Source organism: Paenibacillus sp. PDC88 (assembly GCF_900106725.1).
In the GTDB taxonomy this organism is placed as follows: domain Bacteria; phylum Bacillota; class Bacilli; order Paenibacillales; family Paenibacillaceae; genus Paenibacillus; species Paenibacillus shunpengii.
Genome location: NZ_FNNT01000004.1, coordinates 504,186 through 529,457 on the forward strand (window position 1 = coordinate 504,186; position 25,272 = coordinate 529,457).

Annotated in this window: 24 protein-coding genes and 1 riboswitch; of the genes, 14 read left to right on the forward strand and 10 right to left on the reverse strand. The window is 45.8% G+C overall.

Annotation, left to right across the window (positions count from 1 at the left end; translation table 11 throughout):
- Nucleotides 1-83 precede the first annotated feature (83 nt).
- Nucleotides 84-725: a cell wall hydrolase gene (locus tag BLW49_RS15700; protein ID WP_047910977.1), complete on the forward strand. Its 642-nt coding sequence runs from the start codon at nt 84-86 to the stop codon at nt 723-725.
- Between the two features lie 313 nt (nt 726-1,038).
- Nucleotides 1,039-1,689, forward strand: a complete 651-nt coding sequence (locus BLW49_RS15705; protein WP_047910978.1) for a cell wall hydrolase — start codon at nt 1,039-1,041, stop codon at nt 1,687-1,689.
- A gap of 137 nt (nt 1,690-1,826) precedes the next feature.
- Here BLW49_RS15705 and BLW49_RS29040 read toward each other — a convergent pair whose 3' ends face one another.
- The 3 genes from BLW49_RS29040 to modA all read right to left on the reverse strand — a co-directional run bounded on the left by BLW49_RS29040 (nt 1,827) and on the right by modA (nt 4,760).
- The gene (locus BLW49_RS29040; RefSeq protein ID WP_083655886.1) at nt 1,827-2,687 is read right to left on the reverse strand and encodes a C40 family peptidase; all 861 of its coding nucleotides are present in this window, start codon (nt 2,685-2,687) and stop codon (nt 1,827-1,829) included.
- 5 nt (nt 2,688-2,692) lie between these two features.
- Nucleotides 2,693-2,830: riboswitch (cyclic di-AMP (ydaO/yuaA leader) on the reverse strand.
- Nucleotides 2,831-3,237: 407 nt separating this feature from the next.
- Nucleotides 3,238-3,915, reverse strand: coding sequence for a molybdate ABC transporter permease subunit (gene modB, locus BLW49_RS15715; RefSeq protein ID WP_076313145.1), 678 nt, complete (start codon nt 3,913-3,915; stop codon nt 3,238-3,240).
- A complete protein-coding gene (gene modA / locus BLW49_RS15720) occupies nt 3,912-4,760 on the reverse strand; it encodes a molybdate ABC transporter substrate-binding protein (RefSeq protein ID WP_076313144.1) in 849 nt (282 codons plus the stop codon). The genes modB and modA overlap by 4 nt, the downstream gene beginning before the upstream one ends.
- 150 nt (nt 4,761-4,910) lie before the next feature.
- Between modA and BLW49_RS15725 the strand changes: the two genes are divergently transcribed.
- The gene (locus BLW49_RS15725) at nt 4,911-5,888 is read left to right on the forward strand and encodes a substrate-binding domain-containing protein (RefSeq protein WP_090725459.1); all 978 of its coding nucleotides are present in this window, start codon (nt 4,911-4,913) and stop codon (nt 5,886-5,888) included.
- 68 nt (nt 5,889-5,956) lie between these two features.
- Here the strand turns inward: BLW49_RS15725 and BLW49_RS15730 are convergent, their stop codons facing one another.
- Nucleotides 5,957-7,165 carry a right-handed parallel beta-helix repeat-containing protein gene (locus BLW49_RS15730; RefSeq protein WP_076313530.1) on the reverse strand — a complete coding sequence of 403 codons (1,209 nt, stop codon included), beginning with the start codon at nt 7,163-7,165 and terminating at the stop codon, nt 5,957-5,959.
- 345 nt (nt 7,166-7,510) lie between these two features.
- Nucleotides 7,511-8,476 carry a GNAT family N-acetyltransferase gene (locus tag BLW49_RS15735; protein ID WP_177178750.1) on the reverse strand — a complete coding sequence of 322 codons (966 nt, stop codon included), beginning with the start codon at nt 8,474-8,476 and terminating at the stop codon, nt 7,511-7,513.
- A gap of 215 nt (nt 8,477-8,691) precedes the next feature.
- On the opposite strand from BLW49_RS15735, the gene BLW49_RS15740 reads away from it, so the two are divergent.
- Nucleotides 8,692-10,668: an ATP-dependent DNA helicase gene (locus tag BLW49_RS15740; RefSeq protein WP_090725462.1), complete on the forward strand. Its 1,977-nt coding sequence runs from the start codon at nt 8,692-8,694 to the stop codon at nt 10,666-10,668.
- Nucleotides 10,669-10,812: 144 nt separating this feature from the next.
- On the opposite strand, the gene cysK is transcribed toward BLW49_RS15740, so the two are convergent.
- Nucleotides 10,813-11,775, reverse strand: a complete 963-nt coding sequence (gene cysK / locus BLW49_RS15745) for a cysteine synthase A (protein WP_090725463.1) — start codon at nt 11,773-11,775, stop codon at nt 10,813-10,815.
- A gap of 84 nt (nt 11,776-11,859) precedes the next feature.
- On the reverse strand, nt 11,860-12,246 hold the full coding sequence (locus BLW49_RS15750) for a YhjD family protein (RefSeq protein WP_052511816.1): 387 nt from the start codon (nt 12,244-12,246) through the stop codon (nt 11,860-11,862).
- Between the two features lie 170 nt (nt 12,247-12,416).
- On the opposite strand from BLW49_RS15750, the gene BLW49_RS15755 reads away from it, so the two are divergent.
- The gene (locus BLW49_RS15755) at nt 12,417-12,818 is read left to right on the forward strand and encodes a VOC family protein (protein WP_090725539.1); all 402 of its coding nucleotides are present in this window, start codon (nt 12,417-12,419) and stop codon (nt 12,816-12,818) included.
- A 66-nt stretch (nt 12,819-12,884) separates the two neighbouring features.
- On the opposite strand, the gene BLW49_RS15760 is transcribed toward BLW49_RS15755, so the two are convergent.
- A complete protein-coding gene (locus BLW49_RS15760; RefSeq protein ID WP_047910985.1) occupies nt 12,885-13,115 on the reverse strand; it encodes a hypothetical protein in 231 nt (76 codons plus the stop codon).
- The gene (locus BLW49_RS15765; RefSeq protein ID WP_177178751.1) at nt 13,112-14,149 is read right to left on the reverse strand and encodes a nucleotide-binding protein; all 1,038 of its coding nucleotides are present in this window, start codon (nt 14,147-14,149) and stop codon (nt 13,112-13,114) included. Before BLW49_RS15765 ends, BLW49_RS15760 begins: the two co-directional genes overlap by 4 nt.
- A 549-nt stretch (nt 14,150-14,698) precedes the next feature.
- On the opposite strand from BLW49_RS15765, the gene BLW49_RS15770 reads away from it, so the two are divergent.
- The 5 genes from BLW49_RS15770 to BLW49_RS15790 all read left to right on the forward strand — a co-directional run bounded on the left by BLW49_RS15770 (nt 14,699) and on the right by BLW49_RS15790 (nt 20,002).
- Nucleotides 14,699-15,595, forward strand: a complete 897-nt coding sequence (locus BLW49_RS15770; RefSeq protein WP_076313137.1) for a YitT family protein — start codon at nt 14,699-14,701, stop codon at nt 15,593-15,595.
- Nucleotides 15,596-15,799: 204 nt separating this feature from the next.
- Nucleotides 15,800-17,014, forward strand: coding sequence for an amidase (locus BLW49_RS15775; RefSeq protein WP_090725466.1), 1,215 nt, complete (start codon nt 15,800-15,802; stop codon nt 17,012-17,014).
- Nucleotides 17,011-17,904 carry a fumarylacetoacetate hydrolase family protein gene (locus BLW49_RS15780; protein WP_090725468.1) on the forward strand — a complete coding sequence of 298 codons (894 nt, stop codon included), beginning with the start codon at nt 17,011-17,013 and terminating at the stop codon, nt 17,902-17,904. The genes BLW49_RS15775 and BLW49_RS15780 overlap by 4 nt, the downstream gene beginning before the upstream one ends.
- A 26-nt stretch (nt 17,905-17,930) precedes the next feature.
- Nucleotides 17,931-18,980: a ring-opening amidohydrolase gene (locus tag BLW49_RS15785; protein WP_076313134.1), complete on the forward strand. Its 1,050-nt coding sequence runs from the start codon at nt 17,931-17,933 to the stop codon at nt 18,978-18,980.
- Nucleotides 18,977-20,002, forward strand: a complete 1,026-nt coding sequence (locus BLW49_RS15790) for an amidohydrolase family protein (RefSeq protein WP_256209770.1) — start codon at nt 18,977-18,979, stop codon at nt 20,000-20,002. The genes BLW49_RS15785 and BLW49_RS15790 overlap by 4 nt, the downstream gene beginning before the upstream one ends.
- On the opposite strand, the gene BLW49_RS15795 is transcribed toward BLW49_RS15790, so the two are convergent.
- Entirely contained in the window at nt 19,978-21,666 is a 1,689-nt protein-coding gene (locus BLW49_RS15795; protein ID WP_177178752.1) for a PucR family transcriptional regulator, read from the reverse strand. The genes BLW49_RS15790 and BLW49_RS15795 overlap by 25 nt on opposite strands.
- A 267-nt stretch (nt 21,667-21,933) precedes the next feature.
- Here BLW49_RS15795 and BLW49_RS15800 point away from each other — a divergent pair, with 267 nt between their 5' ends.
- From BLW49_RS15800 to BLW49_RS15815, 4 genes are read left to right on the forward strand one after another with little or no spacing between them, the layout of a single operon-like run.
- Nucleotides 21,934-23,016 carry an ABC transporter substrate-binding protein gene (locus BLW49_RS15800; protein WP_090725472.1) on the forward strand — a complete coding sequence of 361 codons (1,083 nt, stop codon included), beginning with the start codon at nt 21,934-21,936 and terminating at the stop codon, nt 23,014-23,016.
- Entirely contained in the window at nt 23,016-23,789 is a 774-nt protein-coding gene (locus tag BLW49_RS15805; protein WP_090725474.1) for an ABC transporter permease, read from the forward strand. The genes BLW49_RS15800 and BLW49_RS15805 overlap by 1 nt, the downstream gene beginning before the upstream one ends.
- Before the next feature lies 1 nt (nt 23,790).
- The gene (locus BLW49_RS15810; protein ID WP_090725475.1) at nt 23,791-24,582 is read left to right on the forward strand and encodes an ABC transporter ATP-binding protein; all 792 of its coding nucleotides are present in this window, start codon (nt 23,791-23,793) and stop codon (nt 24,580-24,582) included.
- Between the two features lies 1 nt (nt 24,583).
- On the forward strand, nt 24,584-25,234 hold the full coding sequence (locus tag BLW49_RS15815; protein WP_090725477.1) for a cysteine hydrolase family protein: 651 nt from the start codon (nt 24,584-24,586) through the stop codon (nt 25,232-25,234).
- The last annotated feature ends 38 nt before the right edge of the window (nt 25,235-25,272 follow it).

Sequence of the window (25,272 nt, forward strand, 5' to 3'; positions counted from 1 at the left end):
TGTTCCGCCTTTTCAAGTAATGAAGTCAGTCGTCCTTGATGATACAGACTAACATGAATGAAACTGGAGGATATCTGATCTTAATGAAGAAGAAAATAACAACTCTATTAATAACATGTGCCTGTGCACTTTCCGTGCTGGGTTCAGCGGCATCAGCAGATGCGGCGACACTGCGCCTTGGCAGTCAAAGTGCAGAGGTCGTGGAAGTACAAGAAAGACTGCATAGCAAAAATTATTTTACGGCTGGAATCAGCGGTTACTATGGTAACCATACGAAAGCTGCCGTCAAGTCATTCCAGCGAGCTTACGGATTAAGTGTGGATGGTGTTGTCGGTCCTAATACGAAGTCCAAGCTTGAGGCTGTTGCTCCAATCAATAACAAGGTGCTTCGGCATTTGGCAGGAATTATACAGGATGAGGCTGGCGGTGAATCCTTGACAGGTAAGATTGCGGTAGGTGCCGTTATTCTGAACCGGGTACAGAGCAATGCTTTTCCGGACTCCATAACCAACGTCATATTCCAGAAGAATCAATTTACGCCGGCAATGGACGGTAAGCTCAGCAGTCCAACGGCTGCATCCTATGAGGCTGCCCGCAGGGCGCTGACGGGCTATGATCCCTCCAAGGGTGCTCTATATTTCTATAACCCTAAGACAGCATCCTCGTCGTGGATTAAATCCCGGCCTGTGACGCAAACACTTGGGAATCATGTATTTACGAAATAGCGGATGGATCCAATTCGCTTCTGTATAAAATGCAACAGTTTACTGTAAAGATGGAGATTGTACTGTAATTGGAAAAAGAATGATCCGCTGAAGGATATCATTAGTACTCGATTTTGGTAGCTTTCAGCGGATTAATTATAATATATCTGCACTGACATATAGGCCGTGCCATCATCGCTATATGAGGCGATTTGTATCCAAATATATCTAAATATACACTTATCTATATTTATAGATACATTCAATTGAATGCAGAACTATGACAGGTGTTGCTTCGGCGACACATTCAAACACAACTGGAGGAATGACATCAATGAGAAAACTGACAAAACGACTAATGATCTGTGCTGCGCTTCTGGGAGCGTATGGAACGGTTGCTGCACCGGCAGGTGCAAGTGCTGCGGTAATGCAGCAGGGAATTCAGAGTGCTGATGTGCTGGACTTGCAGGAAAGACTAAGCAGTATCGGATTTATGAATGCAGGGTCAACAGGATATTACGGTAAGGCAACGGAGCAGGCCGTTCGCTCCTTCCAAAAGCAATTTGGACTCAAGATTGACGGAATCGCAGGGCCAGAGACGATCAGCGTGCTTAAGAAAAAAGCACCGATTAACCAAACCTCACTGAATCAACTAGCCAAGGCCATCCATGGCGAGGCCCGGGGAGAATCCTTTGAAGGTCAAGTAGCGGTCGGAGCAGTGATCTTAAACCGGGTTCAATCGGATGCATTCCCGGACTCCATCACAGAGGTCATTCTGCAGCCAAGACAGTTTACCGCCGTAGATGACGGCCAATACAATTTGGCTCCTGATGAGACTGCGATCAAGGCGGCAAAGAGTGCGCTCAATGGCTGGGATCCGTCAGGTGGAGCTCTGTACTACTATAACCCTGAGATCGCAACCTCCGAATGGAGCAAGGAACGTCCAGCGATCAAGCAGATCGGTAATCATCTGTTTACGAACTAATCCAATATCATATATAAAAAGAAGCTGCCACAAAATTACTGTGGCAGCTTCTTTGCTATAGGTATCAATACAGAGCATACATAATGAACCCCTTTGCAGGCAAGCAGCAAAGGGGTTTTAATTATATACATTTCATTTTATAGAACTCTTTTTGCACCGATGTATTTAGGACCCCAATAGGTATTGTCCAGGCTGTCGATTTTTACGCCGGAGGAACTGGTAGCTGAAATAAAATTATTGTTTCCTACATAGATACCGACATGAGAGATCGAGCTTCCTGTTGTCTTGAAGAAGACCAGATCGCCTTGCTGCAGGTTTCCTTTGGATACAGATGAGCCTTGGTTATATTGGGTAGCTGCTGTACGCGGCAGGGATACTCCGTATTTATCGAATACATATTTAACCAGACCAGAGCAGTCGAACCCGCTTGTGGTCGAACCGCCGTAAACATAAGGAACGCCGATGTGATTCATCGCTTCATTTACAATGCTGGTGCCTTTGACATGGTCGTTTGGAACAAGTGCAGGGCTGTATGTTTTACCGGTTGTGCTGATCATGGCCAGCATAAGATCCTTTTTCCAAGTTACGTCATAGCCCATGGCTTCTGATACAAAACGAATGGGTACATATGTACGGTCATTTCGGATGAACACTTGCGTGCCAAGACTTACTTTGCTGCTATTGACCATCGCAGTCGTCTGGTTGGTTTGAATACGAATGGTTGTACCGCCCTTGGACAGCTTGACCACTGTTTCTTTTCCGCTCTTAAATACTTTAATCGTATAGTTCATTTCGTCAGCAAGCATGCGGACAGGCACTTGTGTACTGTAATTCTGATCCAGGAATGGCTCCGCATCTGGGAAATCGATCAGATTACTGTTCACTTGAATATTTACCGTATTGGTACTGGATGAGGATGCATCTGCTTGTCCATTACCCATGATTAACCCAGCTGCGAGCAGGGATGAGAACAACATATATTTACCAAACTTCTTCATTCTGAAAATTTCCTCCAATTGCCTCCGAGGTTAGTTGTCGGGTTCGAGTAGAAGGTACTCTAGCATTTCTTAACTGCTGCATTCACCCCAAATATTGTAAATCGTCCCCCGTACTATTCTGATAGATTCGGCACACTTTTTTAATATGAATTAACTGTAATTAATATATAATAAATTAAGGTTAAAAAGTATCAAAAATGTTACCTTTGTTTTACTTTTTGTACACCAATTACTGGAATAAAACATAGAAAGAACCGGATTTTTTCGAATAATTTCCGCTAAGTCGGGTAATAAATTGTCATTGATTTGAAACAGGTATCCATTAAAGTAACAATATTGTAACTAAATAAATTGTTTTCGGGACCCATTTTATATCCATATATTGTAATAATTCCAAAAACAAAAATATATTAATAAATTGAGCACCAAAAAACCCTTCGTTAAAATCACATAAGGGTTTGGTTTGAACTATTATTTATGCTGCATACACTGATTTCACTGATTTCCTGCCGCTGCATTGGAGTGGTTCTGTTTATATATATAAACAATGCTAATCCTTTTTTCTGCGTCCTGTCAGAAGCAGCAGCAGGAACGACATAAGTACGATCGCAATCGTCCAGGCCCAGGCCATGACCGTATTCCCGCTGTCCACAGCAATGTATATGGCCGTAGGGACGGTTTGAGTTTTTCCTGGAATATTGCCTGCAAGCATCAGCGTTGCGCCGAACTCACCAAGCGCTCGTGCAAATCCGAGAATATAAGCAGAAATAACAGAAGGCCAGATGAGTGGAAGTGTAATATACCGGAATACCTGCCATTCATTCGCACCGATCGAGCGTCCGGAAGCTTCAAGCTCGGAATCAATGGACGTAAATCCGACCTTCATCGTCTGATACACCAGTGGAAACGAGACGACAACAGCGGCGATGACACAGGCTGTCCACGAGAATACGACAGGTGCGGCAAAGATGGCCTCAATCCATGCTCCGATCCAGCTATTTCTCCCCAGCAGGACGAGCAGCAGAAAGCCTACAACCGTGGGTGGAAGGACCATTGGCAGCATAAACGCTGTTTCTAGCAGCAGCTTTCCTTTGAACTTGCTCTTGGACATCCATCTTGCAGTAAGCCCGCCCATCACAATCGTGATAACACTGGACAATAGGGCAACCAGTAAGGATAAGCGCACAGGAGCCCAGAAGTCATGCCAGTCAAATGAAGCTGACATCATTCAGGCACCGAGAACCCGTATTTAGTAAATACAGCTTGGGCTTCGGAAGACTGTAAAAAGTCATAAACCGCTTTTGCCGCTTCGGGATGCGCACTGTCCAATACCACACCTACAGGGTATGTAATTGCTGTGTAGCTTGAGGGATCGACAGTGTGCACGATCTTCACTTTGCTGGAAGTAAGTGCATCTGTTTTGTATACAAAACCGGCATCGGCATTCCCGGTTTCGACATACTGTAATACTTGCCGCACATCCTTGGCCTGAACTATTTTGGGTTGGAGTTGTTCATATAAGCCAAGCGAAGTAAGCGCCTCTTGTGCATAGCTTCCTGCAGGTACACTTTCAGGTATGCCAAGGGCAACAATCTTGATATCTTTAGCAGTGAGATCCTGCTCAGAGGATATAGGCAGCTCGTTGCTGCTGGAAGTAATCAGTACGAGCTCGTTGGTTAACAGCGTAGTCGTATTTTCTGTATCCATGAGCCCCTTATCTATAAGGGTCTGCATATTTTTCTCAGCTGCTGACAGAAACAGATCAGCCGGTGCCCCTTGCTCAATCTGCTGCTGAAGAGAGCCGGAGCCGCCAAAGTTGAAGCTGAGCTTTATACCAGGATGAGCTGTCTCAAAGCGGGGCTGTAGTTCCTCCAGTACATCAGTTAAGCTTGCAGCCGCTGAGATCGTCAGCTCTGTGCGTTCAGATGAAGGAGTCGAGGATGCGCTGCTGTCCGAATTGTTATGGTCTGCTGAAGGGTATGGTGAAGAAGCATTGGGTGATGCACAGGCAGATATGAATACCAGAGCTAGAAGGAAGAAAGAAATCATACTAAGCTTCGTTTGTTTTAACATAATCTCCATCCAATCGATATATTTGATTATAATTAGATATAATTAAATATATTATATTGGTTCTTTGAACAATTACAATACGAGGGTAAGAAAAGAGTATGGTACAATCAATAGCATTAATCATTTGTTATTGCATACCTGACAAGAGGGGTGGCAGATGTGACTGATATTTCCTATACAACCGAGGAAATCGCCCAGCTACTAAAAATATCAAAATTAACGGTGTACGATCTGATTAAGAAGGGGCAGCTTACAGCCTATCGTGTAGGTAAGCAGATGCGGGTCGACCACTCTGATCTTGAGGCGTACAAGCAGCGCTCCAAAGGGGTTGGTCAATATTCTAGTGAGGAGACAAGATCTTTAACTCCGGTGATCGATGCTCCTGCGAATCCACCAGCTGTTCAGGTGACGACTCAGGGAGTAAGGCAAGTGGTGATTACAGGACAAGATATGAGCCTCGATATTTTGGTGCGGCATATAGAGAAGCGCTCGCCTGGCATCAGGCCGCTTAGATCCTACGTAGGCAGCCTGGACAGCTTAATTTCCATGTATCAGGGACATTCCGATATTGTCAGCACCCATCTACTGGACGGAGATACCGGAGAATACAACATTCCTTATATTCGCAAATTGCTGATCGGCTGCTCTTATAAAGTTGTGAATTTGATGAGCAGACGAGCAGGACTATACGTTCAGCCTGGCAATCCTCATGAACTGCATGAGTGGAAGGATCTGGCCAAGTCGGGAATTCGTATGGTGAACCGGGAGCGGGGTGCAGGAGCACGGGTGCTGCTTGAGGAACAGCTTCGTATGCATGGGATCGCTGCCCGAGAGCTAATGGGCTATTATGACGAGGAATCCAATCATTTGGCTGTGGCCGGAAGGGTCGCTTCCAAACAGGCAGATGTCGGAGTAGGCATCGAGAAAGCGGCAACGATTGTGCAAGGGGTGGAATTCATTCCGCTGACGGTAGAGAGATATGACCTTGTGCTAATAAATAAGCCCGAGAATGAAGTGCTTATTCGAACTGTTCTGGATATATTGCGTTCCGAGTCCTTTATCCGGGAGCTGGGTTCAATATCGGGATATGATCTATCCCGGACAGGGGAAGTGCTGTTTGAGGCTTGAAATCAGTGAATATATGTAAGAAGGAGCCGAACGCTTGTCGGCTCCTTCTTACATATTTGTAGTAACAATTAACGTGCTCCAATATTTGTACCGCTTGGTGTCCCGGCTCCGATCAAATCACTGCCTGAAGCCAGTTTCAAGAAATTGCCCAATACCGGATTTCCGTTTGCGTCACGAGCAACTGCGGGAACAAGAGACTGAAAATCTTCACTGCTGGCGAGCAGCCCCTTCGCATTGACGCTTTTTTTGTTTTTCCACCACACGTTGCTGGATGCTACGTCTGTTCCGCTCGTCTTATCGCTTGCTCCTCCGGCAAAGGATAAATTGTTTGTGAAGATATGCGTACCCTCATCAAATGCAAAATTACTCTGTCCGTTGCTCCAGGATGTATTGTTCTTGAAGTTAATGGAGCCGGGATTGCTGTTAAAAGTAAAGCCGTGCTTCTTGTTTTGGAAAGCAATGCTGTTAACCACCGTATGATTCACCGCGATATCCTCTCCACCCAGCTTAAATCCGTTGCCGTCACTGCTCGTAGTAGACGTTCCGTCCGAGGTTTGACCGTTCTTGTAGGCAATGCTGTTGCGGATCGTTACCGGTCCAATCGGGCCTGTATCGTCCTTCGTATAGAGATCCCAGCCATCATCGACATTATATGCCGCTATACATCCATCAAATACGTTGCCGGGGCCGACCGTAAGTTTAGCAGCAAAACCGTCTGCATCTTCGCCATTATCAGGGTCGTAATTGTCATGTGAATAGGAATTAATAACTTCATTATAAGCGGGCCATTCGCTGTATCCGGCAGTGGACGCATAGCGGCCAAGCTGAATTCCAGTATCCCGGTTATGATGCGATTCTATATTTTCAATACGGTTATAGTTACCGGCTATATACAGTCCGTTATCTCCCGCGCCTTTAATTTCCAAACCTTTCACAAGCCAGTAACTGCCAAACAGCTGCAAACCGCGATTGGTCGAGGCAAAGGATTGGGCAGAAAAATCAAGGACAGGCTTCTCATTTCCGTAGGCAGCCAGTGTTTTTCTTGCCGTGGCAGAATTGCCGCTGTTATTTCGATCAATTGTAATGGTAGAGGGATAGCTGTAAGTACCGCCGCGCATATAAATTGTGTAGCCTGCTTCAATTTGCGTGAGTGCATGTTCAAGGGTTGTCGGACTTTGGAGTGTCCCGGGATTGCTTGCAGAACCGTTAGGAGCTACGTATAAATTCCCGGCAGCTGTGAGAGCCTGTGTATTTTGAGGTCCAGCCTCAGCAATCATTACAGCAGAAGTACTCTCAGCAGATAAACTCGTTAGGGGAAGTAAGGGAAGGGCAAGAGACAGGCTGATTCCGGATACAAGCGTTCGGAAGGCGACAGACTTCCGTTTTGTTTTGTAGTCAAGCAGATTCAATTTCGTCACTACGATTCCTCCTATAATTTGATTTAGATTGGCACCCGTGGTTTGGTAACGGTTGCAATCTGAATCATACGTGATATAGAGGGGTACAGGAATAATCATCTTCACTGCTCATGAGGAATGGAGGTTATATCGGAGACGAGCGGCTCCGTCGTTACAGAGCTCACATCATCATAATCATTGCATCAGATGTTATGTCTTGTGCTGCTAACACACGTCAAACTCAACAGGCCAGATAATGGAGCCGCGCGGGACGGTACCCTCCTCAAAGGCAGTGAAATGATGATGCAGCTTGGAGTGAAGGGGGCCTTCTAATATTTTGACCATATATTCGGCGTAAGTGCTGATGTTAACATCAAAGGTTGTAGCAAACCTTTCGAGTAAATAGGAGGTTGCTGGTAACGGCAAAGATAAGTGAGAAGCCGTAAGCGGGTTTAACTTTTGTTTGAAGTAATTTGCAATGAGGAGCAGGGAATGACTGTCCTGTGCCACAATGAAGCTGATTTTTTCCGGGTCTGTGCTGGAGTATCTAATATATCCGCTAAGTTTCTCATCAATTAATAAGGCAGTGCTGATCGTACCTGCACCGGGGCTGATCCAATCCTGAATAGATGAACCTGGAATTAGTGCCAGCGGAGAGGAGGCATGCAGATGCTCCCACATCAGTAAGAAAGACGGAATATCTCCCAGCTCAATACGGCGTTCCCTTACTACGGCAATACGATCGGTATAGATGCTCTCCAAAGGAATGTGGACCTGTTCGTCCATCCATGCCTTTCCTTGATATCCGAAGCGAACGTAGTAATGGGGATGACCCAGTACAACGGATAAGGCAAAGTCTTTATGTAAGGCACGATGATGGCCCGCTTCGATTAATGCAGATCCGATACCTTGTTTTTGATAATTAGGATGAACTGCTAGTGGAGACAGAATTAGACCTTGGTAGGTGCTGCCCTGGATACGTATAGGCTGGGGAGTGAATAAAATGTGGCCGATAATCTGCCCATCCAGCTCGCAAACGAGAGACAGCTCCGGATCAAAAGTGCTCCGTGCTCGCAGTATATTGACAAGAACGGCCTCACCCATTCCGTAGCTGTAAGAGAAGGTGAGAGCATGCAGTTCTGTAATGGCATAATAGTCGGATGGATACTCTTGGCGGATGTTCCAATTCATTCGTTCATAGCGCCCCATTTCTATATACTATGCGTACCTGGTTACTTTTTGAGCATAGCTTAAGCAAGCTGCTTCATTTTAATGCATCGAATCAGCAATAAAAAAATTGCTATCATCTTGGATTTATGAGATAATTGATGTTTGCCTGAATTGGTATTTAGATATCATGGCGTGGATTTACCTTATAAGAAAAATGTTAATGTGGGGGAGTAACCGTGGAGCGATATCCTTTCTCCTATAATCCGACCGAGCCTTTCGTGAAGCAAGTGGGCGATTGGGTGGCGGATGTATTTTATGATATGTTGCCCGAGCATGGTTTTGAAGTGCGGGATGAACAGATTTATATGGCGTATCAGCTGGAAAGAGCCTATGCCGACAAGAAGACGATATTTGCAGAAGCAGGTGTCGGTACGGGGAAGACGCTCGTGTATTTGCTGTATGCGGTGAACTATGCCCGTTATACCCGTAAACCAGCTGTAATTGCTTGTGCGGACGAATCGTTAATTGAGCAGCTCGTCAAGCCGGAAGGCGATATTGCCAAGCTTGCACGCTACTTGGGATTGAACATTGACGCAAGACTGGGGAAATCCCCGGATCAATATATTTGTCTTAAAAAGATGGACGGCGCCCGCCTTAAGGATGAGGATGCCGGTGTAATTGAAGAGGTATATGACAGTCTGCCGGACTTCGTCCATTCGCCTGGAACGCTGCAGACCTTCTCCCCTTACGGGGACAGGAAGGAATATCCCCATCTAAACGACGAGCAGTGGGACAAGATCAGCTGGGATTCTTTCCAGGATTGTTTTGTGTGCGACAAAAGGCATCGCTGCGGGATGACCCTCTCGAGAGATCATTACCGTAAGTCGACTGATCTCATCATTTGTTCTCACGATTATTATATGGAGCATGTTTGGACATATGAAGGGAGAAAGAGGGAAGGTCAGCTTCCACTGCTTCCCGAGCACAGCTCTGTCGTGTTTGACGAAGGCCATCTGCTGGAATCTGCTGCACAGCATGCGCTCAGCTATAAGCTGAAGCACACCGCTTTTGAAGAGATGATTACAAGGCTTCTGGATGGAGAAATACGTGAAACGCTCGCTGAGCGGGTAGAGGATGCCATTGACCAAAGTAAAGTGGTATTCAGCTTGGTTCAAGAGCTCAGTACTACCATTCCGGGATCAGATCGGAAAAGAGTGGGCGTTAATGAGGCTTTGCTCATACAGTTAAATCGCTGGAATGATACGCTTGAGGCGATTGACGAGGAGCTGGTGTTCGAAAGCGGCCTGCACACTCTCAATGAATATAAGCTTCGAATAGTGGAGGAGCACCTCGAGATGATTCAAACGGCTCTCCAGCTGTTCAGACAGCCAGGCAGTTATATTTGCTGGGCGGAAGAGAGCGAGGACGGCGACGTCACGCTGGCTGTTATGCCGCAAAAGGTCAAAGAAGTGCTGGAGCAGCGAGTATTCGGGCTGAATATGCCGATCGTATTCTCCTCTGCAACACTATCCGTAGGACAGTCTTTTGATTATGTCGCTGATAGTCTTGGTATTACCGATTATTTATCGTTCTCCGTGAATTCACCATATAATTATGCCGATCAGATGAGACTGATTGTACCTGAAGAGCTCTGCGAGGCGGGAGAGCTTCGAAGTGAGGTTCTCTTTGCCAAAAAGCTGGCGAGTGCCGCCAAGCTGCTCGCACACTCCGAAGGACGAGCCCTTCTTCTGTTCACTACAATGGAAGAGCTGCGCAGATTCAAGCAGGCTGCAGCCCAGCACCCTTATTTCGCTTCCTATAAGATGCTGTTCGAAGGGGACAGAGAGATCAGCAGCCTGATTGCAGACTTCCAGAACAATGAGGAAACGGTACTCTGTGCAACGAGCTTGTGGGAAGGACTGGACGTACCGGGACCCTCCTTATCCAACGTCATGATCTGGTCACTTCCGTATCCCCCGGAAGATCCGGTATTTATGGCCAAGCGGGAGGCAGCAGAGTCCAGCTATGAGGAAGTGGACATGCCTTATATGCTTCTTAGACTGCGGCAGGGGCTCGGGCGATTGATTCGTTCGTCGTCGGATCAGGGAATTGCCGCTGTGCTTGATCCTGAGCTTGTCGCCGATTCGAAGGTCAGAGAACGGGTGGAGGCTGTGCTTCCTCAAGGAGCAGTACTCAGGGTGGAGAAGATATAGCTGTTGAACCACATACCATGATGAGTTCAATATGGAATCGATACTGAAATAAATAAAGGTCAGTGATCTGATCCTTGTAAGTCTCTTGCAGACTTCACGAAGGGGCAGTTTACTGACCTTTTTTGTACAGGATGTATAGGCTTCCTACTTATCAAAAAAACCTGTGCTGAGGTAGCGTTCGCCTGTATCCGGTGCGATACAGAGCACTTTGTGATCAGCTCCCAGCTGCTTGGCGATCTGCAGCCCGGCCCACACCGATGCGCCGGAAGACGGTCCGAGCAGAAGTCCTTCCTCAGCGGCCAGTCGCCGCATGATATCTAGAGCATCCTCGTCCGTTACTTGAATAATCTCATCCCACACATGGGTGTTGACGATGGAAGGAATAAACCCGGGGCTCGTCCCGACCAGTTTATGAGGGCCAGGCTCACCGCCGGACAATACGGGGGATCCTGCAGGTTCAACTGCATAGATCCGAATGTCTGGAATCTGACGGCGGAGCTCTTCGCCGGTTCCTGTAATGGTTCCGCCGGTTCCCGAAGTCGCTACAAAAGCATCTAATTTCCCGTCCATCTGGGTCATGATTTCGAGTGCTGTTGTCGTTCGGTGAGCATCCGGATTGGCTTGATTCTCAAATTGCTGCGGGATGAAGCTCCCCGGTAGGGCTTCTTTAAGCTCCAGCGCTTTTTGAATCGCTCCAGGCATACGCTCGGCAGCAGGAGTAAGTACAACCTCTGCGCCGTACGCCTTGAGTATGTTAATTCGTTCTTTGCTCATGTTATCAGGCATGACTAGAATTGCTTTGTACCCTTTGGCTGCGGCGTTCATAGCCAGACCGATGCCTGTGTTTCCGCTGGTAGGCTCTATAATGGTTGCGCCAGGCTGAAGAAGGCCGCGGAGTTCCGCCTGTCTGATCAGATTGGCTGCGGCACGATCCTTCACACTGCCGCTGGGATTGAAGTATTCGAGCTTGACGTATACATCAGCATGACCGGCTTTCGGTAGACGATTCAGCCTGACGACCGGAGTGTTCCCGATCAATTCGGTTACATTGTTTACAACGAGGCGATTGCCTGATTTCGGCACGGCAGAATGATTTTGATCATGCATGTGAAAGTCCCCTTTAGTTAATATCCTATTATTTCAGTAGGAATATATATCTTCTAATATCATACGAACAGAAAGACTGCTCCGTCAAGACAGCTCCGTCAGGTCAATGCCCAGCCGTTCGCTCATTTCCTTCATGACTTCGGTCTTGCAGAAGGTCCACAGTAAATATAGGCGCCGGTGATATCCCCGGCACAGGTAGCGCATTTCAAATCCTTCCCTCAGCTTGTTCTCCTCGTAAATGCGGATCCCGCCTCTACGCATCTGTATCCGGATATCCGTCAAATTTCGGGTTACATCCATCTGGATGCGGGTTAAATGATGGACATACAGCTGAGGCATATGCAAAGAAACATGCTGTATGGTATGAATGTCCTGTTCAAGCACATCCAGCATGAGAATGTGCATCATATATTTTTTGACCAGCAAATGATCTGCTTCACTGGGGACCGGGGCGGTGGATGATGTAGACATCCCGTTCACTTCCTTACTGATATGTAGTTGAATCCGTTTCATACTATGCTTTGAATTATATTTACAGAACATACGTTCCTGTAATATTATATTCAATATAAGATCTGTTTATGCGGTCTGACAAGTGGAAATTGCATACATACGGATGGGGAGAGGGGTTTGATGAAGCGATGATTCATCATCTAGAGATCTATGTCTCTGATTTGGAGAGAAGCACTGCATTCTGGGGATGGCTTCTAACGGAGCTGGGATATGAGCAGTATCAGAAATGGGAGAAGGGAATAAGCTGGAGATTTGGAGCGGCTTATCTTGTATTTGTGCAGGCTGAGGACCGATTCCTTGATGTCCCGTATCACAGATGCAGAGTGGGGCTTAATCATCTTGCTTTTCACGCCGAATCAAGAGCGCAGGTCGATTCGCTTACCCGTCAGATGAGGGATAGAGGAGTCCCGATCTTGTACGAGCATCTTCACCCTTATGCGGGAGGAGAGCGGCATTACGCTGTATATTTTGAAGATCCTGACCGAATTAAGGTAGAGCTTACAGCACCACCGGAGAATACATGCAGCTAATGCACAATGGATAAGAGAAAGGCAGCATCGATCAATGATGATCGATGCTGCCTGGATTAATAGGATTTATGCCATATATTGCGGTTTATCGTAGAGTGCGTCCTTCTCTAATATGACCTTGTACGGGCGTTCCTTGCCTTTCAAGGAAGGGCCAAGCGTGACAATGGGCACCTCGGGCTTCTTGAAACTGTTGCCGCTGTCACCTTCCGGTACAGATCCGGTTGTTTCGCGGGCGGCACTCAGACGTACCTTGGGGGCTCCTCTTTTTTTGGTGAGCCTCTGTCTGATTGGTTTCATCCCAACTCTCCTCCTAACAGGTCGTGAATAGCACTAAATAGTTGGCGATTATCGCGGTCAATTTGCTGGAATAGATCATCACCTGCCTCAAGGTGTCCAACAAGATGCACGGTAAATACATAACCACTTGCTACAGGATAGCACAGCATATACTCTTTCTCAAGATAATCATCGTACAGATTCACCTTAATTTTGTTCTCCTTGTACGCATCAACGACAAGAATTCGACTGGGATCATCCGGCGTTTTGCCATCATTGATATTCATAGGGTAACGCCTCCCGATCTCACCGACATTTCCGGCTACCTGCTCAATATATCCGGATAGAGATACCCGGTGCACCGTGGTACCGCGTACGAGAAAGTGAGGCCGAGATACAAAAGCCGTTCGCAGTGTATCACTCATACGATGCAGCATTTGATCATCAATTTTGCGGGAACGCAGCAGTTCACGAAAGAAACGAAGCAGCTTCAGCAGCTGAATGCGTTTATTCTCTTCCTCCTGCTTTACTTTATTCACTTTCTCTGTTAAATACATATCCGACCAAGGGCCTAATCTTTCCATCATGTCTGCAATTTTGTGACAGGCTACCGATACAGCGGGTGCCCAGTTGCTATCTGAACGAATCTCATAAGTCAGGGAACCTAGACCAAGAAGATCACTGGGCATTCGCATGCCTTCGATATCTTTACTGCTATCCAGCTCGTTAACATGCTCAGGTAATATAAAGAATATGCGTCCTCTTCCCAATCGGCTCATAAAAAGACCCATTTCAAACAGGGTATTGTCCCGTACCGTGGCGTACATTTTTCCTCGAATACTGGTGATGTCATCCGGGTGGAAAATAAAAATGGCGAAATCACTGCTTCGAACCTGCTCCTCCAAATCCTCCATCGTATAGCTGCTAGGGTTAAATACGCCGGCATACCATGGAGTGACTTCAGCAGCATACCTTAAATTCTCATGTACAGCTGCGGCAATAGGCTTCGCTTCAAGGGAACATCCGATGAACGCTCTAGGCTTTATCGTCTTCATAGTCCGCTCCGCCTCGCTTACGGGATATGGTTTTTTAAGATCTTTTTCTATATTATACCATTTACCCGAATTTGACGAACCGAAAAGCATCACATTCTGAAGAAAGAGACGTAAGAACTAGAGTTATGCGACTAAAGACGATACTATGATTATTAATAGTCTATTCGCCGTTACATGAAGTGGACATGATGCATGTAATAAAGTGAGTATAAATTACCAAGCAGGCACCGTTTCTGGTATGTTATAATGAGTTTAATCATATATTAAAGAACTGACTCTATGCACGAATATATGATTACTAACAGAAAGGATCTGGATACCATGAGTCCCCGAAGGATGAAGCCCCAAAGGACAATTTGGAAACGAAACGATTCCTCGTATACGTAGCTTCCCTTACGCGATTAGTAAAAGTCACTAGTTAAATGACCAACTATGCGTAGGGAGAGGTAAGCCAAATGAATATTCGAAGGATGAACTCCTCTCAGCTTTCCTTACGCATTAGTTTCGGTCTGTTTCTGACCAAACTACAAACAATGCGAGGGAATCTGTATGAGGACAAAGCAAAAACTTCTGTTTTGGAATAAGACGGCTGTAACAACTCAAGAACAACCTGTTTCATTCGAAAACAGAAAAAAGACGGCAGTAACTGAGGCCGTAAGATCGATTTTTAACTTGAATGAGCTGAAAAGTATCGGAATGATGCTTTTTGGGACGATGCTGATGGCGTTTGCTTTTTATCACATCAACTATGTGAACCATTTGTCGGAAGGCGGATTTGTAGGATTAGCCCTGCTTGGCAGTTATGTCGCCGGTTGGTCTCCTGCACTTACCAGCTTGCTGCTGGATATTCCAGTCATTCTGATTGCGTGGTATTTCATGGGCCGAAAGTATATGCTCAAAGCCATGCTGGGAGCTTTATCTTTCTCCTTATTTTATGAATGGTGCGAACGGTATTCACCTCTCGTCATTGATCTCCAGGGAAGTCTGCTGGCAGCGGCCCTTATATCTGGTATTCTAACCGGAGTCGGAGCAGGGATCGTTATTGCGAGTGGAAGCGCGACAGGCGGAGATGACATTCTGGCAGTGCTCGTCAGCAAGTGGAGCCGAATGAAGATCGGATCGGTGTTCTTTATTTTTGACGGGATGGTACTTCTATTATCACTACTCTTTATGCCGCTCAAAGAAACGCTGTATACGGTGCTTGCGGTATGGATTGCAAGTAAGTTCATAACTCTGATTACTCAAGCAGCAGCTAAGAAGCAGCGGCCCGAATATGAGAGGGAGACCTTACAGCCGAAGCCGGTCAAGACCGATGTTATACTATTACCATTACCGAAGCCTGCAGCTTCAGCTGCGTCTGTTTCATATTCACCGATTAGAACGAAGGATACCAAGCATCACGTATCCACCACCCGAGTTAAGCAGTCAAGTGCTGCCGGAGGATAGAAGATGATTGGTATTGATCATACAGTTGAACATTGATGATAAGAACAAGAAGGATCTGCATGCTTGCAGGTCCTTTTTTGCGTTGTCTTCACAATAGTCGCTGCTTCTAAAAATCGGATATCAAATTTAGTCACAGGTGCCAATGTGAATACAGCGCAGCTCTTCTAAAATAAAGTAAATCTAAGGAGAGAGGAGTACAAATGGATGGATCGTTGGGGAGCATTCGTGAAAAGTATGGGAGACATTTCGGTTCATGAAATAGGGGGAAGTCTGAAAGGTCTTCGATTTGCAGTGAAGGACGTCTATGATATTCAAAATCATGTGAGCAGTGCTGGAAATCCTGACTTTCAACGTACACATCATCCAGCCAAGAATTATGCACCCATCCTGTTACGAATATTGGAAGAGGGAGCTCAACTCGTAGGTGCAACACATACGGACGAGCTCATGTTCGGACTGAACGGCGAGAATGAACATTGGGGTACTCCGGTTAATCCTAAGGCACAAGGCCGTATTCCAGGAGGGTCGTCAAGCGGGTCTGCTGTGTCGGTTGCTGCTGAGATGGTTCATTTTGCGTTAGGAACAGATACAGCGGGATCTGTTCGAGTTCCTTCCAGCTATTGCGGAGTATACGGTATTCGGCCTACATGGGGATGCCTGTCATTGACTGGAGTCGTCCCTCTAGCCCCTAGTTTTGATACGCCGGGCTGGATGGCAAACGAAATAGAGACCATGCTGAAAGTGGGAAAGACGTTATTTAAAGGTGATGCTCGAGAAAATGATCGAGACGAGCTTAGGTTTGTATGGGCAACGGATATGTGGGATCTGGTAGACGAGCAAGTACAAGAAGAATTGGGTGTGAGATTTGGGCAACTACGCTCGGCACTGAATTGTGATGAAGAAGCGATAACCGAAGGGATGCAATTCGAGCTAATGGATTGGGTTCGAGCCTTTCGTACATTACAGGGATATGAGATATGGAGAACACACGGACCTTGGATCGAGGAAGTAAACCCGCGATTTGGAGCTGCTGTTCGCGAGCGTTTTAAATGGGCCGAAGGAATACAAGCTCAAGATGCCGGGTTGGCACGGGAAGATATCAAGCAAGTTCGAGCATTTCTTCATGAGAAGCTGCAAAAGAATACGGTGCTAATTGTGCCGACAACTCCGAGCATAGCCCCTGAAATTGGACTCACGGGTAAGGAAGCAGAACAGATAAGAATTAGCACAATGCAGCTATGCTGTGTAGCTGGAATAGGCGGGTTACCCCAAGTTAACGTTCCATGGATGGAGGCTCAGGGATATCCTTTCGGCTTATCATTTATTGCTGGACCGGGCCGGGATATGGATCTCTTGCGGCTTATCGCTAATATCGAATCTGAGCTGAAGCTGGTTCCCCGAAAGGAGCACATTCGATGAAATATGTGAGCTTTATTCAGAATGGAAAAGAGCAGGCTGGCATTCAAGCTCAGCAAGGTGTCATTTCAATAGAGATGATGAATCGAATCTACAAGACGGATTGGCCTACAGATATGATGTCCTTGCTGAGAGAAGAAAGGCTTGATGAGCTGAATAGCTGGATCATAAGCAGATCTTTTATTAATGAATTACCAGGTCTCGAAATGGCTTCCCCGGATGAGATTTATTTTGCTCCCTTGTATCGTAATCCTGGAAAAATATATGGAATAGGCTTTAACTATACCTCCAGTTATGAAGAACTTACTGCGTTCAGGAATCAAAAAGAACGTGAGGAACCTGTAGGATTTTTCAAACCAAGCACCAGCTTAATTGGTCCCGCGGACGATATTCGGCTTCCAGAGCAATCTGAGCGAGTCATCGCAGAGGCAGAGCTTGCGATCGTTATTGGCAAAGCTTGCAGTCATGTGTCCGAAGAGATCGCGGCTGGCTGTATTGCAGGCTATGTTGCCGTGCTTGATATTGGTGCAGATGATATACATCAAAAAAACCCCCGATTCTTAACTCGCTCCAAAAGCTTCGATACTTTCTTCAGTCTGGGTTCTGAGCTGCTAACACCGGATGAGGTCGATCCGTTTGCGGAGATCCAGATTGCGACGATAAGAAATGGACAGGTTGAAGCACGAAAAAAGGCTGGCCTAATGAGGTACACACCTGCACATGTAGTATCTTTTCATTCCGAGCACATGACGCTTCTTCCCGGAGATATCATCATGACGGGAACTCCCGGAGCCTGTATTATTCGTGAGGGTGATCATGTCGAATGTCGAATAGATGGTTTTATGCCTCTCGTAAATTTCGTTTCAAGAACAATCAAACGGACAGATGCTTAAAAAATTTGCAGGGAAGGAAGATAGAAATGAGTTATGAACTAATGAAATTTACAATGAAGCACCCAGGAGATGTAAGTGAACTAGAGGAACAACTTGAGTCCGGCCAAATCAAGGCCGCTCATATCAAAGCCATCATAGCTCAAACAGAAGGAGATAATTATGCAAGAGGATATAGTACACTTGCTTTCCAAGTGTTATTGTCCAAATATTTAAGCAAAACCCATGATGCTATTTTTGAAGAAATTCCGATGATGATGATTGGTAAGACTGGCGGTTATATGAGTCCGCATTATACCGTATTTTTGAGAAACGATCATCATCTGTCTGATTCAAGAGCGGGAAGCAAACGATGGGTATTCGGCGTAGCTTCAAGTCGAACGCTTCTTCCGGAAGAAATCGGCACTTGCGTTCAAGTGGATCTGGCAGCAGAAGCGGTACGTGATGCAATCAGAGACGCAGGAATCACAGATCTTGGTGACGTGCACTGTGTTGAAATCAAGTGTCCCTGGGGGGAAGGAGGGGTTCGATCCAAAGCTTCTTCTGCACTCGGCTCTGCGGTAGCTTTAGGGGAGGTCGATCGGGAAAAGATTACGGATGAAGCGATCAATGGGGACCATCGTTTATATACAGTCAAAACCTCTGTCTCCGCAGGCGGAGAACAGACAGCCATTCGTGTAATTGTGATGGGTAACAGAGACGGGGCAGACAGTTCACTTGTAATCGCATCTGGCATGATGGAGGACGGATTTGATCTCAGAGGACTTTATCGTGTCTTCGCATCTCTGGATATGGCCGTTGATCCTTTGCTATCACCCAAGGAGCAGGGGAGGATTCGGCAAATATTTGTAAATGCCGGTGCGGATGCTTTGCCTCATATTAGAGGACAGCGTCACACCATTCACACCGATGCACTAAGCATGCATGCAGGAGTCGTTGCCAAATCAGTGGCTCATGCGGTTGTGGCAAGCGTTGTTAATGATGCAGCCATATTGTGCTCAGCCGGTTCAGAGCATCAGGGCCCGCGTGGAGCTAATCTAATCGCAGTTATCGCTGAAGCCAGAGGGGATGAGGAATGATGAGTGAGATCTGGAAATGTAAAGGATTTGCTAATGCGCATACACATCTGGATAAGGGGATGCTCGTTCCCGAGGTAGTCTATGTGGATGCTCCCGCGAGCATTCGTGGCGGATGGACGAGGGAGAAAAAAGCTGAGTTTACTAAAATGGATATATATGACCGCGCTGAGAAGGCGCTTCTTCAGATGATTCGTTATGGAACGACTTATGTAAGAACACATGTAGATGTAGATCCGGTTGTCGGCTTGAAAGGAATAGAGGCTATGCTTGAGCTGCAACAAGCATTTGCCAAGCACATCGTTATTGACATTACAGCTTTTAATCAGGAAGGCTTTGATCGGTACCCAGAGACAGAGAAACTGCTGCAGGAAGCACTCACTATGGGGAGGATGGGGCTTGGCGGACATACGCTAGTTGATGTAGATGGTAAATTACACATTAGAAAAATGATGGCGATGGCTGAGCAATTTGATGTTCCCTGGTTAGAATTCCATACAGATGAGAGTGGGAAGCCGGAGGACTTTCTTCTGCCCTTTCTTGCAGAGCAAGCCTTAGAGCAGGAATGTGGAGATAAGATCTATGCCATTCATTGCAATTCTCTGGCGACTGTACCCGATCTTAAAGCGGCAAAAACGATAGAGCTTATGGCAAATGCCAAGCTTCATGTTACAGTGTGTCCTACAGCAGTAGCAACAAGACCCATTACAAGAACGAAAGAGCTCTTGAAAGCAGGAATTCCAGTAGGACTTGGAAGTGACAATATGGGAGATCTATTCAATCCACTTGGAGGAGGCAACATGCTCGGCTATGCGCAGCTTCTGGCTTACGTGCAGCGGTTTTATGAGCCTGAGGAACAGCTTGCTCTATTAGATATGATTCGAAGAGGCCCGGCTGATCCGCTATCGGCTTCTTCTTATCATGAGCTTAATGTATCCGTCGTATTTGAAACACATGAGGCACGCGAGTTATTATCCCACGTGCCTCTCCCTCAAATTGTTCAGGACAAAGTATGTTCAGCTTGAATTTCATGAGATTTAAGAATGTGATGAATCATGACGGCCATTTGCAGCTTGAGGAGGTCCACAGGATCTTTAAATGAAAGCTGAAGAAGGGATTCACATTTATTTAATCGATAGAAGACGGTATTGCGGTGCAGGAAGAGCACCCTTGCCGTCTCTTTGACATTGCAGTTTTGCTGTAAGTACACATCGAGTGTCTGCAATAGTTCTATATTTTCATCTGATTTCGGAAAAGCAATCGATTTGAGAATACTGCCGCAAAACTCCCTTAATTTATGATAAGGCAGCATCCGAATCAGATCAGGAACCTGCTGAACTCGGTAAGCATGTACTGAAGTGGAGCTATGACTGTCATTTGCATGTTTTAATGCCAGGACAGCTTCCTGATAAGCCCTGGCCAATCGGTCAAGCTGATCGGCATGATTGCTGAGTCCAATGGAGAAGAGGTGATGGTCATTGCTTTTTCGAAGATGGGAGAGTGCACTCTGCAGCAATTGAATCAATCGTCCCTCTTGCTGTGAAACCGACAGATCATTAGAAGTCAGAATGATGACAATATGATCTCCTTTGACGGTTGTTATGGCATTCATGTGTTTAGCATCAAGGTAGGCCTGAATCTGCTCTTGCAGGTACTCATAACCCCTGCTATTAAAAGGAAAGGAAATCCGTCCGTCCAATGAAGAGTCAACTTGGCAAACAGCGACCCAATAGGTGCCATTTGATTGTAATCCATATTTCTCGCCGCGTTTCATAATCTCCTGTACTGATGTATAACCGTTATCTAATAACTCACTGAAAAATTCTTCTCTAAGCCGGTTTGACCCCTCCATTAGAGCAGCTTGCTTGACGCTCTCAAGAGCAATGACCTGAGCAGCTTGTTCCAGAGGCATCAGCAATGTTTTTAACGTTTCATCCGTATGCATGACAATAATGTAGCCCTTTAAATTTCCAGAAGAATGAATGGGATACACTCCGAGCCGTTCTCCGCTTGTTGTTTTATAGTACGATAGGCTGTTTTCAGTAGGGCTCTGATTCACAATGAATTGAAGTAGTTCTTCGCGAAACTCCTCAGATACTGCCCAGGAGCGAGCAGAAGCCGACCATCCGACCATGGTCCGCTTGCTGTTCGTAATCAGAATTGGATGATGAACTACGCTTGTCAGTGTCTGGGCGATGTCTGACATGGTAGCACCATTCAGGAAGAGTTTGGAAAATTTACGATGAATCTCAAAAGTCCGTTCAAGCTCAACCTGCTTTTCATTCAGTAAAATGCTCATGACTTGACTCATCATATCCCCGAGACCCTTTTCATTAGGAAGTACAGCGATTGGCATTCGCAAGGTTGAGGAAGCGGAGAGCATCGCTTTTGGAAGTGGGCTGATGTGGTGACTGGCTTTAATAATCATACCTGCACATCCAGCTTCGGACATTTGATGAATGAATGCGGTAAGTACACGGTGATTGCTTAAAATTACATGTTCTGTGGTGAATAGAAGCTGCCCTCTACACAGCCATGTCGCAATGTCAGGAGAAGCGGACTCTTGATGTGGAAGTTTGACCATGACATTAACGGACTCAATGGTTGAATCCAATCCGTTCTCCCCGGCAACAACGGAAGCGCCGTAGAAGAACGGCAACTTTAAAATTTTTTTCAGTGTTAGTGCCATTTTCATTCCTCCAATGTAAGATTTTATGACGTCATGAATTCAATCTAGGTAAAAACGGACCTGAACAATAGAGTTTTTAACCATTATGCCCTATCAAATAGAGCGCATCTAGATATATGCCCCATTTTTGTAAGTGCTGCTGAAGTTCATAGTCATGATCTTGTGCACTGAGGACATAGGCTTGCATCGTATATCTCGCTATCATGTGTTTATCAAGTAAAAGAACAATGTCAATAAACCTGACACAAAAGAGAGGGAGTGGAAAAAATGAAAAAGATTTGGATCGTCATGCTTGTAACGGTTATGCTGACAGCTTTGGGATGTGCTAATCAAAATCAAGGTGTCCGCGAAACAGCCAGTACAGCTGCGAACGCCAGCTCAAGTACAGGTCTTGGAACTGACTTGCCTCCAGCTGAACAAAGTGAACTCACACTACGTCTAAATTGGAAATTTAAAGGTGAATTTGCTCCATTTTTTGTAGCCAAGGAAAAAGGCATATTTGAAAAGTATGGACTTAACGTGAATGTGTTGGAGGGATCTGGATCAGTGTCGGTATTGCAGGTGATTGCCCAAAATAAAGAAGAAATTGGGGTAACTTCAGCTGTAGAGCCCGTTCAGGGGATAGAGAAAGGGATGCCAGTGAAAATGATTGCATCTTATATGACTCGCTCACCCATCATTCTGCTGTCCTATCCGGATAACCCAGTTCGCTCACCGAAGGACTTAGAAGGAAAGTCATTGGCTTCCTCATCTGGATCAACCTTCACCAGCGTGTATGAGAAATTTCTGGAGTATAATGGCACCGATTATAAAAAAGTAGAGCACATGATGGTGGAAACCGGTGCACGAAATACGCTGTTCCAGAACAGAGAGGCAGATGCGATAGCGGTATTCTCAACAAATGAGTATCCATTGTTCGAGAAGAATCTAGGTCAAGAGCTAGTACCGCTTTATTTAGCGGATTATGGTTTTGACCTATCGGGACTCTCACTTATTACTAACAATAAGTTTGCTGAAGAGAATCCTAATACGTTAAAACGATTTCTGATTGCAGTGGATGAAGCCTTTGCCTATTCTATGGAGCATCCTGAAGAAGCAGCAGCTATATCCAAACGATTATTTCCGGATGTGGTTGATGAACAAATTACAGCTGAACAAATTGTAAGAACAGGAGAGCTGGCTGTACGTCCTGATGGAAAGCCGTATGGATATGTCAATGCAGAGCATTTAGAGCAGATGACACTGCTTATGCAAGAGACTGGCCTTATTAAGAATAGAGAGAAAGTAGATACGTATTATACGAATCAGTACCTTCCTGACCAATCTGCGGAAGCAGGGGGAGAAGACTAATGAGTAATACTGCGAAGTTTAAGTCTCTGCTGTCCGTATCGCTTACCGTATTTGCGCTTCTTGCTCTATGGCAGCTGTGCTGCATGGTGTTCGGAATTCCAGAATACTTACTGCCAACTCCGCTTAATATCGTTGAACGTATGGCTCAGGATTGGCAAGTATTGCTTAGGCACAGCGGGATAACCATAGTCGAAATCCTAGCTGGGTTTGCCTTATCGGTTGGGTTTGGTGTTCCGTTCGCTATCATCATCGTATATTCGAAATATTTTTCCAGGTCGTTTTTTCCAATCATGATTGGTCTACAGTGCGTGCCTATGATATCACTTACCCCGCTTTTGATTACTTGGCTTGGATTTGGGATGGTCACAAAGGTCATTATCGCTTTTCTCATCGCGTTCTTTCCGATCATTGTCAATAGTGTAGTAGGTCTGCGTTCATCGGAGAAAGAGATGCTGATGCTTGCACAGTCCATGAAAGCCAGTACGTTCCAGGTGTTTATGCACTTCCGGCTGCCAAAGGCACTTCCTAGCATCTTTGGAGGCTTCAAAGTAGGAATTACGCTGGCTGTTGTCGGAGCCGTTGTAGCGGAATTTGTCTCCTCAGACAGAGGGCTAGGCTATCTTCAGCTTGCTGCCAGTGCCAATCTTGATATTACGATGCAGTTTTGTGTGGTTGTCATGCTGGCAGTCATCGGACTCATTTTTTACAATTTGGTCGGATGGATCGAAAGAGCAGCTATACCTTGGTACAGAGCTGCCAGAGGAGGAGAATAAGATGGCTGGAAAAACAATCGCAATTCAAAATGTAGAGAAAAAATTCGAGACGCGTACAGGTGTCGTTCAAGCGCTGAGCAAGGTCAGTTTAAATATTGAGTCATCTTCATTTGTTTCTGTTGTGGGACCGAGTGGCTGTGGAAAAAGCACGTTGATGAATCTACTTGCAGGTCTGGATCAACCGACAGGAGGCACCATCGAGATGGATGGAAGTACGATGAATGGGCCGCAGTCGGGGAATGCGGTTGTCTTTCAGAAGGATCTATTGCTGGAATGGAGGACAGTACAGGGGAACATCCTGCTGCCTTATGAACTGGAGAACAGATTGAACCGTAAACAGCTGGCTGAGCAAAAACGAAAAACCAACGAGCTGCTAAGCATGGTTGGACTTGATGGTTTCGGTGACAAATATCCATTTGAGCTGTCAGGAGGAATGAAGCAGAGAGTATCGATCTGCCGTGCTTTAATTCAGAACCCATCGTTACTGATGATGGACGAGCCTTTTGGTGCGCTTGATGCACTAACTCGTGAGCAGATGATGTATGATCTGTTAAAGATTTATACGAAGTATAAATGTACTATTATTTTTATTACCCATAGCATTGAAGAGGCGGTTTTCCTATCTGATCGGGTCATCGTGATGTCACCTAGACCTGGCTCAATCTTAAAAGATATTTCAATTCAGTTAGAAAGGCCGCGTAGTATGGAGACAAGAACGCATCCGAAATTTTTTGAGCATGTTCGGGAGATACGGGAGGTCTTTCAATCTCAAGGTATTCTGACGGAGGTATGAGATGAGCGAATATACAGAGTATAGCTTAACTAATGTATTGAAAGAAAAGACAGCTCTCATGATTATCGATATGCAGAATGATTTTATTCATGAAAAAGGTGTATTCGCTCAGTATGGCTATGATACAAGCATGTACAGTGGGATCGTCCCCGTAATTAGTCAATTAGTGAAGGAAGCGAGGCAGGCTGATATTACCATCATATGGGTTGGGATGTCTCACAACCAGCTGAACGACGGACAGGATGCCTGGATAAGGCGGCGTATAGGTAGAAGCCATCCTCCGAGCTGCCGGACTGGAACCTGGGGGGCCGATTTTATTCAGGAGCTCGATATTCGCACAGAGGATGTATTGGTGTGGAAGCATCGTTATAATGCCTTTGTGGATACGGAACTAAAAAGAGTATTAAAGGGTATGGGAGTAAAGACGCTTATTGCTGCTGGGATCAATACGAATACTTGTGTCGAATCCACACTTAGGGAGGCTCATTTGATAGGGTACCATGTTGTGCTCGCAAAGGATGCTACCACCTGCCTTTATTTGGACGCTTACGAACCGAGTCTAACCAATATAGAACGGCACTTTGGCTTTGTTGAAGCCTCCTCCACCATCACTTCTCTCTGGAACAACGTTGGAAATGTCACATCTACCTGATCAGCCAATACATTGTTATTCATAAAAGAGTACAGAAG